The organism is Kordia periserrulae (assembly GCF_003054265.1).
Lineage (GTDB): Bacteria > Bacteroidota > Bacteroidia > Flavobacteriales > Flavobacteriaceae > Kordia > Kordia periserrulae.
Map to the genome: position 1 here is coordinate 38,591 of NZ_QBKT01000009.1, position 15,325 is coordinate 53,915.

Consider the following 15,325-nt stretch of genomic DNA (forward strand, 5'->3'; position numbering starts at 1 on the left):
GGTTTAAAATCCCTGATTATTTTATGGAAAATCCTTCCAACTGCTCTTTTAATATTGTAAAAGCTTTGTGAACCCTGTATTCTACTACCTTTACCGTTACGTCCAACAGTTCTGCAATTTCTTTATGCTTTTTATTTTCAGCTTTGCTCAGCAAAAAAGCAACACGATATTCTTCTTTCATGTTTGCTAAAACTGCATTGTATTTTTCCAGAAATTCTGCTTCTTGCATTATAAATTCTGGACTGACATTCGTATGTGTTTTGGTTGTTGCTTTTTGATAGTTGAGTTTTACTTTTTCGTGTTTTAAATGATTTAACACCATATTATTGGCAACGGTAAACAGAAACGATTTTGCTTTTGCGGGCGAAACAGTATCACAATTTTTCCAAAGTTTTAAAAAAGCTTCTTGGGTAGTATCATTCGGATTGCAGTTACTTCCGTACTTATAATATAAAAAATCGTGTATGCTTTTTGAAAGTTTTCGATAGAGACTCTCAAAAATACGTTCTTCGCAAACAGTTGTTTCTAGTTCTTTTTCCACAAAAAATTAGTATTGAAATCAAGATAAGTAAAATTTTTTTAAAAAAAGTCAGGGATTTTGAATTTACGATTGTTGTATAGGAAAGAACGAAAAATAAAATCCCAAAATAATTATGAAAACACTCACACAACTTTTAGCAACGGCGCTTCTTTGTACACTTGCGTTTACCTCGTGTAGAACGGAAGAAACGGAAATTATTGAACCGCCACAAGAACAAACGTTGGAAATCAATTCGCCAGTAAAATCGTTAATGCAACGCACCGCAACGAACGATGGTTCTTTAGATAATATTATTGACAATGCCAACTGTGTCACTATTCAATTGCCTGTAACGGTAGTGGTAAATGGATTGCAAATTACGGTAGATTCTGAAGATGATTTTCAAACGATTGAAGATATTTTTGAAGAATTTGACGACGACGGTGACGAATTAATCATTGAATTTCCAATCACGATTATTTTGTCAGATTTCAGCGAAATTGTCATTAATAATGCTACTGAATTGGCAACATTTACAGACAATTGTACAGGCGAAAATGAAGTCGATGACGATATTGAATGTTTGGACTTTAACTATCCGATTGTGGCTTCTTTCTTTAACACCAATAATGAATTGCTGGAAACAATTTCCATCATGAACGATGCACAAATGTATGAGTTCATCGATGATATTGATGAAAATGACATCATTACAGTTCAATTTCCAATTAGCGTTACCACGTATGACGGCGAAACGATTACCATCAATAATTTTGCAGAATTAGAAAATGTAATCAATACCTATGATGATGCCTGTGATGAAGACGATGACAACGATTATAACGATGACGATTGTGACAACTGTACTAACGACCAATTGACTTCGGTATTAAGCGAATGTTCTAATTGGATGGTGGATAAACTAGAGCGAAATGACAATGATTTGGAAGACACCTATGTAGGCTATAATTTCAATTTTGGAACCGATGGAAGTATTCAGATAACTTCTGGAGGCGGAAACTTTACAGGAACGTGGCAATCGTCAGGAACCGGCAATAATATTTCGGTAACGATTACAATTCCTGATTTGCCAGATTTTAACGCTACTTGGAATCTTCACGAAATAGATCAAGAAGACAATGAAACTAAAGTTGATTTGCGATTAGGCGATGACCGTCTGCGATTTGAAAGCGATTGTTCATCCTCAGGAAACAATGGAAATGTAGACGATACAGCTTTGGTAAACTCCTTAACTACGGGCGATTGGTACATCACGTACTATTTTGATGATACGGACGAAACGGCAGACTACACAGATTATGTATTTAACTTCGCTTCTGACGGTTCGGCAACAGCCAACTTAATGGGAACTATTACCAATGGTTTTTGGAATACTTCGGCAGGCGATGAAACAGCTTTGGAATTGAACTTAAATTTCGGCACCACCATTCCACTTGATGAATTGGCTGAGGATTGGGACGTGCTGGAAGTCACCAACGACATCATCCGATTAAAAGATGTGAGCGGCGGCGATGGAGATATTGATTATTTAACTTTTGAAAGAAATCCTTCTGGCGGAAGCGGCAATAACTTAAATGCTATTCTGGAAACAGGCACATGGATTGTAGACTCATACACTGATGATGGAGTAGATGAAACCGCAGATTATAATGGTTATCAATTAACTTTTATGAACAACGGAACTGTGCAAGCTAGCAACGGAACCACCATCAACGGAACATGGGATGTGCAAAATGCTGGAAACACTTTACTATTAAACTTTGAAGCCATTCCTTTTGATGAATTCAACGATGATTGGGATGTAATTTCTGTTTCTGAAACGCAAGTAATTCTGCAAGATGTCAGCGGTGGAGGCGGTGGAACCGATGTATTAAAACTATCTAAACTATAAAAACACGTATTATTATGAAAACTATGAAAACACGATTTAATTTACTCTTTTTGGTGATGTTAAGCTTCTCTTTAATGTCAACCACTTGTGAAACGGACGATGATGTCGTTGTAGATAATTCACAAACCATTGCAGAAATCACGGATATTGCAGAAACCAGTACTTGGAGAATTACAAGTTATGTAGATTCTGGACAAGATGAAACCAACGATTTTAACAATTACAACTTCACTTTTGCAGCCAACGGCACGGTTACCGCAAGTAACGGAACTGACCAAGTGCAAGGAACATGGTCTGTAACCGATGACAGTAATAGCAATGATGATAGCAATTCGGATGACGATATTGATTTCAACATTTCGTTTAACGTACCAACCACCAGCAATTTCTTCGATTTGAATGACGATTGGGATATTATAAGTTATTCCAATACGACCATAAGTCTGCAAGACATTAGTGGCGGAAACGGAGGAACAGACACCTTAGTTTTCCAGAGAAACAATTGATCTTTTTTGCCCTAAACTTCACGAAAACGCTGTTGAATAGTATGTTCATCAGCGTTTTTTTATGATGTAAATTTCCTAAATTCTCTACAATGAACTTTTATTAAGTTTAGAATGGCTATTTAATAAAATCATTTTATGAAAACTCGTCGTGTGTCTAACGTATACTGAGTTTATGGCACTTCAATATTTTGTAATTTCAAAGAATACTTTTAAATATTTTTGAAGAGAAAAAGCCATAAAAAAAGCAAGCTATTTATGTGTAGCTTGCTTTTTTGGTTTTATTGTGACCCCGAACCTTCAAAGTTCGAACTTTTTGGTGGAGGATTTGCGGGAGATAAGTCTATTTGTAATAGAAAATTTTGAATTACTTACTATGCCTCTAGTTCGATTTAAATAATCGCTTTTACGGTAAACCTCATTTTTAACAGTAAGTATTTTATTAATTTTATTCAACTGTAAATCAATGAAATAATTATTCAAATGGATTCTAAAGATATCATTACACTGGTAGTTGCACTAATTGGAGGAATAGCAACTATAGTAGCTGCAATAATCACAACAAGAAAAAAAGATAAGGACAATAAAAAGCTTAGTGAAGATAATCAAAAACATGAGGATAATACTGATGAAATAGAAACAGCTAGAGAGAAAGCAAAAGAATTAACTGATTTTAAGGAGTATCAAACTAATATTTCAATTAATGGTCAAGATTTCTTTGGTAGAAAAAAAGACTTACATGAGGTAAAAAGTTTATTTCTAAATTCAAAAAAACGATTAATTACAATAACTGGAACTGGTGGTATTGGAAAAACAAGATTTTCAAAAGAAATTGGTTTAGATTTACAAAAAAACTATTCAGGGGGTGTTTGGTTTGTGGACTTAACCGAGACAACAACAATTAGTGGTATAGCTTATGAGATATTCGAAGTATTTGATAGACGTCATTCAAGCAATCAAACTACCGATACTCACGCAGTAATTGAACTTTTAAATCATAGAGGTAAAACATTATTAATTCTTGATAATTTTGAACAAATCGTTGAACTTTCTAACCAATCAATCACATATTGGTTAGATAAGTTACCAGATGTAGATTTTCTTGTTACTTCAAGAACTCCTTTAAAAATAGCTATAGAACAACAATTTCAATTATCACCTCTTGAGATTCCTGACAAGAATGAAACTGACTATGAAAAGATTGTTGAAAATAATTCTGTTAAATTATTTACTTGTATATCAAAGAGAGTATATCCAAACTTTACACTTCAAGAGAATGATATTAACACATTGAATTCTATAGTTTCATATTTAGAGGGGTTACCTCTTGCAATTGTTATAGTAGCATCTAGAATAAAATATAGTAATCTTGAAAATATCGAAAAAGAGTTAAGTAATATTCTAAATTTATCACAAAGAAATCGAGATACTCATGAAAAGCATCAAACACTCTATGATACTGTTCTTTGGAGCTTCAATTTATTAAAAGAAGTTGAAAAAGAGGTATTCTTAAAACTAAAAGTTTTCAAAGATGGTTTCACGTTAAATTCTATAAAAAAAATAGTATTAAAAAACGATGATAGATTAATTGACATATTGGATTCATTAATTGAAAATAGTTTGATTTATACTGATCGTACAGAGCAAGAGTTGAGATATAAAATTTTAATTCCAATACAAGAATTTATAAATAAAAAGTCTGAAGTTTATTTTCAAAAAAAAATATTAAATGCTTTGGAAAAAGAGTATTGCAATTTCTTTTATAATTTGAGTATAAAGCACAGAAGTACTCTAAATACTAGAAGTAGTATTGATGCTTTAAGTTTTGAAATGGAAAACATTCTTCATACGCAGGACTTATACATAAAGAACTTTGAATATGAGAAAGCCGCAGAAACAATTTTAATTTTTGTGGAAGTCCTTACGCTTAAAGGTCCCACATCATTAAGAATACCTAGATTAAAAAAATCGTATGATACTTTAAGTGATAAACATACTGAAACTTCAGGGAAACTAAAGTTAGAATTGATAAAAACGCACCTTTCTAGGGGTGAATGGTCACTAGCTGAATCATTAATTTATAAACTACTAGAAAACAATCAATACCTAGAAAATATATTTGAAAAAGCAAAAGTATTTATGCTCCTGAGTACAATAGCCAGTAATTATGGCTTTTTGAAACGTTCTATTTATTTTCGAATAAAAGCTAGTGAAATCTTCAAAATGACAGAATCATCTGTTCAGTTGGCAGAATGTTATATAGGATTGGGAGCATCGAATGAGAGATTAAAAAACTATGAAGATGCAATGAATTATTTTTCTCTTGCTGAAGAAATAGCTAAATCAGAAAACAATCAAGTATTATCAATAAAAATTCATAATCGAAAAGGACTAGCTTTTTGGCATCATGGAAAACCAAGTTTGGGTTTAAAGGAAATTAATGCAGCACTTAGATTAAGTAATCTAATGGGAAATAACCTACTTTTTGCTGCTAATACCACAAATAAAGGACTGATCCTTTCAGATCTTAACAGGATAGATGAATCGCTAGAATATTTTGAAATAGCAGAAACATTTCATAGAGAATTAAGAACTCTACATTGGGCTTCGGTAAATTATGGTGGCTGGGGAAGATCATTAATTTTAAAAAATAATAATTTACAAACTAGAAAAGCTATAGATTATATAAAAAACTCAGAAAAAATTGCTCGTGAAGTATATTATCCTGAAGATTTGGCTATGAGTCTAGGAGACTTAGGGCGGGCGTATTTACAATTAGAAGAGTGGAGAAATGCTTATGAAGCTGTAAGTGAGGCTATTTATCTTGAACGAAAAATGGGAGCAACAGATGAGCATAGACATTTTTGTAATCTTGTAGTTTTCGGACAATGTTGTTTTATATTGGATAAAAAAATTGAACTATGGGAAACTATAACAAGAGCTAATGATTTAATAAATGTCATTGGAATAGATGAAAATTATCCAATAAGAAAAGCTGCAATGGACTTTTTAAAATTAAAAGAGCTTTCATTAAAATCAAAATTTCCAATCTTATCAGAGACTCCCATAGTTCTCAAAAATCTTAACTTATCTAGTAAGTTTTTCTCTAACTTACCAAATCTAATTAAAAAGGTTTCTAAAAATGAAATGTATGAATACCCATGGTTTTTAATTGAGGACAGTTTGAAAGAAAGAAATATTAAAAGCATTAAGCTATTTGGGTATGGCAGTTTAATTAATAAAGCTTCTGCTTCAAAAACAATAAATACTAAGTCAGTTAATGAATATACTTTGGCTAGTGGTTTAGGTTTTAAAAGACTATTAAATTATAATATGCCTGATGAAGTTAGAAAACGTTCTTTATATAATAATCCAATCGGAGAATTATACAACGGGCTATTTAATGTTGAATATACAGGCTCAGTTAATGACCTATTAAATGGTGTTATGATAGATGTCACAGTTGATGAATTTGAAAATTTACGAAAAAGAGAAATAGGTTATGATTTATTGCCTATAGTCTGTATTCCTCATGATAAAGAAACTGATGAATATGTCTTAGCTTATACTTTGAGTTGTTCTGATCGTAAGTGGGGAGAGAGAAACCTCCTAAATAAAAAATTATTACCTCACAAGACTTATGTTGATTTATGTAAAGAAGGAGCTAAAAAAATTTCTAAAGAATTTTATGAAGAATTTCTTCGAACTTCGTATTTAGCAGATGGAAAAACTACATTACAAGATTATAAATTTCCAATTAGGTAAAAGTATAGTTCTTTAAAATCTAACTTATTAATTATCTGTTTTCAAGAGTTTTAGATGAATGAAATCCGCTCGGGTATAAAACATAAAAACTTGTAATCCTCTAAATTACAAGTTTTTACAATTCTAGTGACCCCAAGCTTTCAAAGTTCGAACTTTTTGGTGGAGGATTTGCGGGAGATTGGGTTGTTTTTCTTGAATATTACTGCTTTTTAAAAATTTCACCTCTTTGTAAGAGATTTTGTATTTTTATAAAAATAATTTCTGTTCTAAAGTAAACTGATAAATATTAAAATAAAATATGGGACAATTCAGAGATATATCAATTAAAAATGTAATTGAAGACTTAAATCAAAGTTATTTTTACCTGATATTCAAAGAGAATATGTTTGGTTGCGTAAAGCAAAAGAAAAGAAAATTGAACAACTTTTCGATTCCATTTTAAGAGGTTATCCAATTGGCTCATTTCTTTTTTGGAAACTTAAGAAAGACGATATTGAAACAAATAAAGACGCAAAAGAAGATTCTGAAAAATTAAACTTTCAATTATACAAGTTCATTGAAAATTATGATCAAAGAAAAACACACAACGAAAAAGTAAACATAGAACAAATAAATTCCAATGATTTATCCATAGTGCTTGACGGTCAACAAAGATTAACTTCACTTTATATTGGACTTAAAGGAACAAGAACTCTAAAAAAGCCCAAAGCATGGTGGGATAATCCTAATGCATTTGAGGAAAAACAACTTTTCTTGAATTTAAGATACAAACCAAATGAAGAAAGTCCTGATGATAATTTTAATTTTGATTTTCTTCCCAAAAACTCAGTTCCAAAAATTGATGATAATAATTATTGGTTTAAGGTAGGTAACATTCTTGAATTAGGAAGCATAGTTAGCTATGCAAGAGAAAATAATCTTTCGGACTACGAAGCGGAAATACTTGAAAAAATGAAAGATGCTTTTTGCACTAAAAGTTTAATTTCATATTTTGAGGAAACTGAAAAAAATCTAGATAAAGTTTTAAAAATTTTTATTCGTGTAAATAGCGGGGGAACACAATTATCATACTCTGACCTTTTAATGTCAATTTTGACTGCAAATTTCTCAACTGACATACGGGATTTGATGAATAAATTTGTTGATTCGCTAAAGGAGCAAGGCTTTGGAGTAATGGGAAGAGATCAAGTACTGAAAACTTGCTTACTATTGACTGAAAGCAATCACATTTTCAAACTAAAAAGTTTCAGTAAAAGTAATATCAATAAGATTGAAGATAACTGGGAAGAAATTACTGAAACAATTTTCAAAACAATAAAATTATTAAAAGAATTTGGTTATACAAACCAACTTTCTTCGGCTTACATTTTATCAGCTATTGCATATTACATTTTCAAAAAGAAAAATATAGATCAAGAAGACAAAACTGAAATACTCAAATTTGTGCGAAACGCACAAATCACAAGTTATTTTACGACTTCTTTAGACGGTAAATTAGAGGTTGTTGCTAAAATCATAAGAACAGCTGAGAATTTTTATATGGTCAATAATAAATTAACTGTAAGTAAAGTACAACCTTTGAAAATATCAAGTGATGATATTGATCGAATGATGAACTTTCAATATGGAAATCCAGCAATTCTCCCAATTTTGCAAATATTATATCCAAATTTAGATTACAAAAATTCGACTTTTCACATAGATCATATTTATCCTAAATCAAAATTTAAAGTAAATAATGTAGAATTGAACGAGAACTACCTCACAGAAGCAAATTTTCTTTACAATCTTCAACTTCTTCAAGGAGAAGAAAATTTAGCTAAAAAAGCAAAAGACCCAGAATTATGGTTGAATGAGCATTTTTCAAATAATAAAGAGCAGATTATAGCCTATAAACAAAGGAATTATATAGACCAAAACTTTGAACTTAATTGGACTGTTATAAAGGAGTTTGACGAATATCGAACCGAAAGAATAAAATCTAAATTGAAGGAAATATTGTTGACAGATAGAAAAGCAGAAGTGTCTAATAGTTCTAACTCTTAAATATTTAAAAATCATATTATTATATAAAACTATCCGCTCGGGTACAAAAATAAAAAACCTGTAATCTTTTAAATTACAGGTTTTTACAGTTTTTGTGACCCCGAACCTTCAAAGTTCGAACTTTTTGGTGGAGGATTTGAGGGAGATTGGGTTGTTTTTTGAGAAGTTCCTTTAATTTTTATTAAACTCAGTTAATTTTTCATTTACTTCATTTCTACTTTTAACATCTAGCTTTTTATAGATATTGCTTACATGAAATTTTATAGTATTTGTTGAAACAAACAGCTTTTCAGCTATTTCACGATTTGTCATTCGTTCATGAATACATTTTAGTACTTTTATCTCTTGCAAAGTTAATGTAGTATTACTTAATTCGTTTTCTTCAAGTAATATATAGAACGAATCAATACTTGTTCCTTTTTGATTCTTTGACAATAGCAATTGTAACTCAGAAATTTGTTTTTTATGTTCTTTATTTAAAATATCTAAACGATATGATATTGCATACGTAAATATTAACATATCAATCATACTAGCTAATTTTAAAAAAAACGTTTGCCCATTATTAGGAATCAATCCAAAATCATAAGAAAATAAAAAGTGAAAACCAAAAGTTATAAGGATTGTATAGCCTAAAATATAAAAACGTGCAAATTTTACTTCCCCCATATAAACAACACATACAATCCACGTAATTGAAAAACTAGACATGGCTACAGTATCTGCCATAATGTAAAAAATAAAATCACCTGTAACTATATGACTAATTTCTAATAAACTCATTAGTGTCACTAGTCCTATTGCATATCTTTTGAACTTAGGCACATAGTCTTTAAAATTTAAGAAAGTAAATGAAAAAAGAAACATGGTTATCTCGGTTAGTAAGTGAGAAATACCCTCGATATCTATGATTGTGTTTATTGGCAGAATCAAATTCATAGTGCCATCATGATACAAAATAGCAACAGTATATGAACATAAAAATATTAGGTAATACAGGTATACTTTTTCATTAAATTTTATGTAGAAAAATAAGTTGCATATTAAAATAGCCAATAAAAAACCATAATATGTTCCAGTAAAAAGGTTATATAAAAAAGTATGCTCAAAATATTCTTCAGTCGTATATATCCGTAGAGGGAAATTAGCCTCTTTGCAAAAAAAAACCTTTAAAAAAATTTCTGTTGTATTATTTTCTATGTCAACCGAAAAATTTGGAAAACGATTCTGTTTATTTTGCTGTAGATTATAATTATTTTTTATCTCGTTTACATATAAAAGACTATTGCCCTTCCTTTTATAAATAAGAATTTCTTCAATATTATGAGTAGGTATTTCAACGATAATTTTATTTACATCAATACTTTTAATTATTACTTTAAACCAATAATTACCATTTTTTAAACCCAAACTTTCTGATTGGGGTATTTCTTGAAATTTAGATTGAAGAACAGAACATTTTAAAGTGTCATTATCAAAAGATAAAAATTTGATTTGGCAGTTAATTTTTTTTGCCATTGAAATAGAACAATAAAACAATAGTAAAAGTAAGCTGATTTTTTTCATGATAAAAAAAGATTGATAGTTTTTCTTGTTAAAATAAAGCTACAAACCTTCTCTATAAAACAAGTATAATTACCTGTTTTGCTACTCTACAGGTAGTAAAAACTATACTTATTTTGTGCAATGTGCTAGAAAGTCTATTCTATTACAATCATATGTTTTGTAGTGATCTGTATAATTTTATAGTCTAATACACAAAGAGTGTCATTATGAAATATATTGACTATTTAATTATTAAAAAACAACAGGCACTGTGTAAAGTACTAATAGCCAACATAATATACATTGAGGTAGAAGATAATTATAGTACTATACACACAATTTCCAACAAGTATTTGGTACAGAAATCTTTAGTAAAATTGAAAGATCTTCTGAAGCACAAAAACTTTGAGCAAATTCATAGAAAATATTTAGTCAACTTTGATAAAGTACAAAAAATTGACTTATATGAAAACTTAGTATATCTAAATCAAAACTATGTAGTTAGTTTAAGCGAACGTTATAAAAAGCAATTGATTAGTAAGTTTGATGTCATTAAATAATACTTTTTTTACGCTTGCATAGTAAATCAAATACGTTCGTCAACCCAAAAACAACACTTATCCATTATCTCTCATACTTCACTAATAATTTAAAGAATTTTACTCCAAGTTTAAGAAGAATATATCATATAAAAGACGTCTATTTTACTTCAACCAAACTTAGGGCGTGAATCCGAAAAGCCAATTATTAAATAGAGTAGGAATTTAAAAATTAAAAAAATGGCAGATTCTAAAGCAATAGTATCAATGGCTCAGCAGTTTACAGGCTTACCCATTGACAACCTTATTGGAGCACCACTTATGGCAGCTGCAACAGCTAACAATGCAATGGCATTAACCCAAACACGATTTTTATTAGATACTTGTTTTGAAGCAAAAAATGATTCAGATCAGTTAATTCCAATAATGATAAAGATGGAATTAGTAAGAGGCGTTATTGGACAAAAAACAGATAATAATGATAACTCAGTTACACCAATTATTGAAGAAGTCAAAACTACCTTTAATTTACCTTTATTAACCATTGTGCCTCTAAACTCTTTGGCTGTAGATGATGTATATGTGAAGTTTCACATGGAAGTTAAATCAAGCTATTCTGAAGATACTAGTAAAGAAACTAGAGATCAAATGAAAGCATCTGGTTCGTTTGAGGCTAAAATGGGTTGGGGACCACTTAGTGCAACTGTGAGAGGAAATGTTTCAAAGGAAAGCTCTTCTGTCTCAAAGGAAGATACACATTATTCTAAAGAAAACTCAGCAGAATATGATATAAGTGTTCATGCTAAACAAATCCCTTTACCTGATGGTGTAAAAACAATAATTAATGCATTTACACTCGCTATTGAACCAATTCAATTAGGCAAAGATGTAAAACAAGATAATTAATAGCTAATCAATCTGTTTGGTCGTAATAATCAATTACATGACCGAACAGATTTAATATTTACATAAAATGAAAAATAAAATAAATTGTCCTGTATGTGAAAAAGGGGAAATTCACTTTGATCTTAATTTTTTAGTGACAGGAACTAGTTTTTCCTGTTCTTACTCAGATTGCTTGACAACTATTAAGCTCCCTAAAGATAGCCAGCACTCTGTCAAATCTGTACTCGAAGGATTAAAAGAGATTAGTTTACAAAAAAAACAATTAATATGAAATTAGATAGCTTAGTGAATTCCATACAAGCAGCTGCAATAGCTGCTAATGAAGCATTACATGATAGAAATAAAAACCTTATCAATTTATATTTTGATAAAACAGATGAATTAACTGAAAGAGAAGTTAAAAATAAAATCTCTAAAAATAATAACCTTGCACCTGAAGATGTTGAAAAAATAATGTCTTCCCTAGCATCAAGTTTTCTTGATAAAATCAAAGGAAATTCAGAAAAGTTAATTCCTAAAATGGTTACGGTTCAATTTCCCCGTGAAACAAATAAAGGACCTGTTGTACATGATGTACATGTACCGCTAATTACATTAGTCCCTTTAAGTTTGACAGAAGTATCTAACATAAAATTTAAAACAGATATTGAAATTAAAATAATAGATGATGAACTAAACCTTTCTTTCCCTGCTAAAGATAATAAGGAAACCTCAGATAAAACTTTAACCAATATAGAAATCAATATAGATAAATCTCTTCCTCCTGAAGGACTACGAAAACTTATCGAAGGTTATGAAAGAGCGCTAAGAGCTCAAATACCTGGATAAGTAAAGACTAATTTTAGTTCACTAAATGTTGTAGTTATAAAATCAGGACACTATCCAAAAAACCTAATTACAAAATAGAGTAGAAAAATTTAAATTTTAACAAGATGATATATAAACAACTAGATATTAACTCAGTAAAAAATAAGAGCTCAAAACTTGTTTCTTTTTTAAATCACAAATTAAAAAGCTTAGCAACTCATTCAATTAATATAATTTTTTTAGGAGAAACGCATAATAATCAAATAGATCAAACGGTAACAAGAGAACTTTTAATAAATCCTCCAGTAGTAACTCCCAACGATACAAGAATAATTTTAGAAAGAGGATTGAATCAGGTCTATAATGTATTTAGCGCTTTGACTGATCAAAGAACTGAACCTCATTTGAACCTAAATCGGCAAGAAAGAAGTGATTTAATAGCAAAAATGGTTTTGACAGCAATCAAGCAAGATGATAAAAAAACAATTTATATTGTTTGTGGTGAAGAACATTCAAAAGAAATTTATGAAAGTTTAGATAAACAAAAAATTGAAAACTCAATTTTTATTTCAAAACCATCCGTAGTCTAAATTAAAAATGTAAATTAGAGGATGACTTGTCAGAATAGTAAAGCATTTTCACTGTAATCGCGACGAGATTATTACTCCTTGTTACTTTACAATTCACTACTACGAATAAGAAACTACGAACTTTCACTATTATTCTTTTGTTTTCATTACAAATCTTGAACGTTGTTCAGCTTTGCTCTAAAAACAAGAAACCACGTCAATTTGACGTGGTTTCTTGCTTAATTTGGCCCCGAACCTTCAACGTTCGAACTTATTGGTGGAGGATTTTAAGAGGATAAATGCCTTTCTTTTAGATTATGACTACTTTTAAAGGTGATCATAGGTTTTTATAAGAAAAAATTATTAATTTTAAAGAAGTAAAAGAAATTTCTATTGTACTTACTTTAGCAACAATTTATTTATTACGTTGACTACAACAATATTTTAATCGTACATATTAAGCCTGACTACACTTATTGTATTCACAGTTTGGTTTCACTTTGGTGAAAAAGTTCATTTAAATCCTATTCTTAAAATAATTTCAACAGCGTTGATTTCACTTGGCATATACAGATTTATTGCTTACATATTTTTACTCTTACTCAAAAATATTCGATTTATTAGAAAATTTTTCTTGGATCCAAAATATCTAGAGGGAACTTGGGTTGGATTCTATATTGGATCAAATAATCAAGTAAAGTTTATAGTTGAAAGATTTGAACAAGATTTGGAAATATTGAGAATTCGTGGAACCGCTTACAATGATCAAAAAAGATTTCATACTTCTTAGATTTCTTTTCCCGCAAATGTGGATGTTAAAAAAGGGGAGTTAACATATATGTATGAGCTAAAGGGAATAAACGAAGTTTCGAATGGGACAGGAATAGTATTTTTTAATTTTCATCGTAAAAATAAAAACTCAGCCCCCAAATTGATTAAAGGTTTTTCCGCTGATCTTCACAATAATGAAATAAGAACAAAGTCTATTGAATATAAATTATCTGATTCTACTGATTATATAGATTCTGATGCTATAGAAAAAGCGGTTGAATTTTATCAAGAAATAGCTCATACCTTTAATCATCTAAAGCGGCTAATAATGTGCATAGTTAATTACTTGCTGATTTTCCAGCGAAAAAATCAGCAAAAATTTTCAATAGATTATGTTATTTTATTATTTTTTGCTAAATACAACCGAAACAAACCACATGCTAGAACGTTACTATTTAAATCTAACCTTTAAGCTTCTAATAATTAATTCCTTAGAAGACACTGTCCGTTCGGGTATAAAAACAAAAAACCTGTAATCTTTTAAATTACAGGTTTTTACAATTTTTGTGACCTCGGCAGGATTCAAACCTGCAACCTCTTGAGCCGTAATCAAGTGCACTATTCAGTTATGCTACGAGGCCTTTTGTTCTTTGCGGGTGCAAATATATTTGTTTTTAGTGTAATTACAAATTATAAACTGTAAAAATTGCTTTTTCTCAAAAAAAAGAATGCAATTCAATTCGTTTTCAGATACATACAAAAAAATCAATCCAAAGCATTGGTCGTAACGTAATAACGCCAGCCAATAATCGCGAGTTGGAATTTAGATGCTTTGCTCAAATCCAACTGCTTTTTGGAAAAAGAAGGTAATAACACCTTATTCAATTTTGCCAATATTTTGAAAAATGATTTTTTCATTCGTTAAAAATAGCAAAAACAATTCAATCTACCTTTTTAAAATACACATAGTACTAAGTTTATGTACAACGGTATTATTACCATAAAAAAAGCGAACCGAAGTTCGCAATTTTTGTATGAAGTATGCAATACTTTTACTGATCGTCTTTCACACACCAAGGCTCAATCGAATTTCCACACAAATTTGGATCGCATGAATAACCACATTGAGAATTGCATTGCGATCTTGACATTCCTCCTTTTAATTTTCTTTCATTAAAATTGGCAATGGACTTTTTACTTAGTTTCAACAATTTTAGATTCTTTTTTTTCATGATTTATAAGTTTTGTTAATATGCTTAAAGATAAAGAATTAAGCGTAATTATTTAGTAACTATTTCTAACGAACATGTGAAATACTGCAACTACAGATGGCATGGTGAAAAAAAGAGTAGATTCTAAAGAATTATTTAGTTATTTGTTGAAAATATGAATGGATAAAAGGAGTAAATTTTCTTTTTATTGGTTTAAAAAACTGATTTTTT

13 protein-coding genes, 1 tRNA gene and 1 pseudogene are annotated in these 15,325 nt (G+C 30.0%); 10 read left to right on the top strand and 5 right to left on the bottom strand.

All coding sequences use genetic code 11. The annotated features are described in order from the left end of the window. Window positions 1–16 precede the first annotated feature (16 nt). Complete coding sequence (locus tag C8N46_RS16600; protein WP_108116106.1) at window positions 17–541, bottom strand: RNA polymerase sigma factor; 525 nt, start codon at window positions 539–541, stop codon at window positions 17–19. A gap of 112 nt (window positions 542–653) precedes the next feature. Between C8N46_RS16600 and C8N46_RS20830 the strand changes: the two genes are divergently transcribed. From C8N46_RS20830 to C8N46_RS16620, 4 genes and pseudogenes are all read left to right on the top strand, one after another. After that, window positions 654–2,432: a hypothetical protein gene (locus tag C8N46_RS20830; protein WP_211314505.1), complete on the top strand. Its 1,779-nt coding sequence runs from the start codon at window positions 654–656 to the stop codon at window positions 2,430–2,432. Between the two features lie 14 nt (window positions 2,433–2,446). Beyond that, on the top strand, window positions 2,447–2,938 hold the full coding sequence (locus tag C8N46_RS16610) for a hypothetical protein (RefSeq protein ID WP_245896919.1): 492 nt from the start codon (window positions 2,447–2,449) through the stop codon (window positions 2,936–2,938). Window positions 2,939–3,418: 480 nt separating this feature from the next. Further along, window positions 3,419–6,700, top strand: coding sequence for a tetratricopeptide repeat protein (locus tag C8N46_RS16615; protein ID WP_108116110.1), 3,282 nt, complete (start codon window positions 3,419–3,421; stop codon window positions 6,698–6,700). A 366-nt stretch (window positions 6,701–7,066) separates the two neighbouring features. Beyond that, window positions 7,067–8,746, top strand: a pseudogene (locus C8N46_RS16620) (DUF262 domain-containing protein); the annotation flags it as partial. A gap of 171 nt (window positions 8,747–8,917) precedes the next feature. Here the strand turns inward: C8N46_RS16620 and C8N46_RS16625 are convergent. Further along, the gene (locus C8N46_RS16625) at window positions 8,918–10,312 is read right to left on the bottom strand and encodes a 7TM diverse intracellular signaling domain-containing protein (protein ID WP_108116112.1); all 1,395 of its coding nucleotides are present in this window, start codon (window positions 10,310–10,312) and stop codon (window positions 8,918–8,920) included. A 206-nt stretch (window positions 10,313–10,518) separates the two neighbouring features. Here C8N46_RS16625 and C8N46_RS16630 point away from each other — a divergent pair, with 206 nt between their 5' ends. The 6 genes from C8N46_RS16630 (at window position 10,519) to C8N46_RS16660 (ending at window position 14,355) form a co-directional block, all read left to right on the top strand. Further along, window positions 10,519–10,851: a LytR/AlgR family response regulator transcription factor gene (locus tag C8N46_RS16630; protein WP_108116114.1), complete on the top strand. Its 333-nt coding sequence runs from the start codon at window positions 10,519–10,521 to the stop codon at window positions 10,849–10,851. Between the two features lie 219 nt (window positions 10,852–11,070). Beyond that, window positions 11,071–11,736, top strand: coding sequence for a DUF2589 domain-containing protein (locus C8N46_RS16635; protein WP_108116116.1), 666 nt, complete (start codon window positions 11,071–11,073; stop codon window positions 11,734–11,736). Between the two features lie 67 nt (window positions 11,737–11,803). Continuing rightward, the gene (locus tag C8N46_RS16640; protein ID WP_108116118.1) at window positions 11,804–12,007 is read left to right on the top strand and encodes a hypothetical protein; all 204 of its coding nucleotides are present in this window, start codon (window positions 11,804–11,806) and stop codon (window positions 12,005–12,007) included. Beyond that, complete coding sequence (locus C8N46_RS16645; RefSeq protein ID WP_108116120.1) at window positions 12,004–12,564, top strand: DUF2589 domain-containing protein; 561 nt, start codon at window positions 12,004–12,006, stop codon at window positions 12,562–12,564. The genes C8N46_RS16640 and C8N46_RS16645 overlap by 4 nt, the downstream gene beginning before the upstream one ends. Before the next feature lie 104 nt (window positions 12,565–12,668). Then, a complete protein-coding gene (locus tag C8N46_RS16650; RefSeq protein WP_108116122.1) occupies window positions 12,669–13,133 on the top strand; it encodes a hypothetical protein in 465 nt (154 codons plus the stop codon). A gap of 787 nt (window positions 13,134–13,920) precedes the next feature. After that, entirely contained in the window at window positions 13,921–14,355 is a 435-nt protein-coding gene (locus C8N46_RS16660) for a hypothetical protein (protein WP_108116126.1), read from the top strand. 95 nt (window positions 14,356–14,450) lie between these two features. Here C8N46_RS16660 and C8N46_RS16665 read toward each other — a convergent pair. From C8N46_RS16665 to C8N46_RS20180, 3 genes are all read right to left on the bottom strand, one after another. Next, a tRNA-Arg gene (locus tag C8N46_RS16665) sits at window positions 14,451–14,524 on the bottom strand. A 124-nt stretch (window positions 14,525–14,648) separates the two neighbouring features. Continuing rightward, window positions 14,649–14,801, bottom strand: a complete 153-nt coding sequence (locus C8N46_RS16670; protein WP_108116129.1) for an SsrA-binding protein — start codon at window positions 14,799–14,801, stop codon at window positions 14,649–14,651. A 134-nt stretch (window positions 14,802–14,935) separates the two neighbouring features. Further along, window positions 14,936–15,115, bottom strand: a complete 180-nt coding sequence (locus C8N46_RS20180; RefSeq protein ID WP_146169859.1) for a hypothetical protein — start codon at window positions 15,113–15,115, stop codon at window positions 14,936–14,938. Between the last annotated feature and the right edge of the window lie 210 nt (window positions 15,116–15,325).

Bases quoted from the DNA above. Each gene is read 5' to 3' on its own strand.
- C8N46_RS20830 (WP_211314505.1), top strand. From the start codon at position 654: ATGAAAACACTCACACAACTTTTAGCAACGGCGCTTCTTTGTACACTT.
- C8N46_RS16640 (WP_108116118.1), top strand. From the start codon at position 11,804: ATGAAAAATAAAATAAATTGTCCTGTATGTGAAAAAGGGGAAATTCAC.
- C8N46_RS16615 (WP_108116110.1), top strand. From the start codon at position 3,419: ATGGATTCTAAAGATATCATTACACTGGTAGTTGCACTAATTGGAGGA.
- C8N46_RS16610 (WP_245896919.1), top strand. From the start codon at position 2,447: ATGAAAACTATGAAAACACGATTTAATTTACTCTTTTTGGTGATGTTA.
- C8N46_RS16630 (WP_108116114.1), top strand. From the start codon at position 10,519: ATGAAATATATTGACTATTTAATTATTAAAAAACAACAGGCACTGTGT.
- C8N46_RS16635 (WP_108116116.1), top strand. From the start codon at position 11,071: ATGGCAGATTCTAAAGCAATAGTATCAATGGCTCAGCAGTTTACAGGC.
- C8N46_RS20180 (WP_146169859.1), bottom strand. From the start codon at position 15,115: ATGAAAAAAAAGAATCTAAAATTGTTGAAACTAAGTAAAAAGTCCATT.
- C8N46_RS16650 (WP_108116122.1), top strand. From the start codon at position 12,669: ATGATATATAAACAACTAGATATTAACTCAGTAAAAAATAAGAGCTCA.
- C8N46_RS16670 (WP_108116129.1), bottom strand. From the start codon at position 14,801: ATGAAAAAATCATTTTTCAAAATATTGGCAAAATTGAATAAGGTGTTA.
- C8N46_RS16645 (WP_108116120.1), top strand. From the start codon at position 12,004: ATGAAATTAGATAGCTTAGTGAATTCCATACAAGCAGCTGCAATAGCT.
- C8N46_RS16625 (WP_108116112.1), bottom strand. From the start codon at position 10,312: ATGAAAAAAATCAGCTTACTTTTACTATTGTTTTATTGTTCTATTTCA.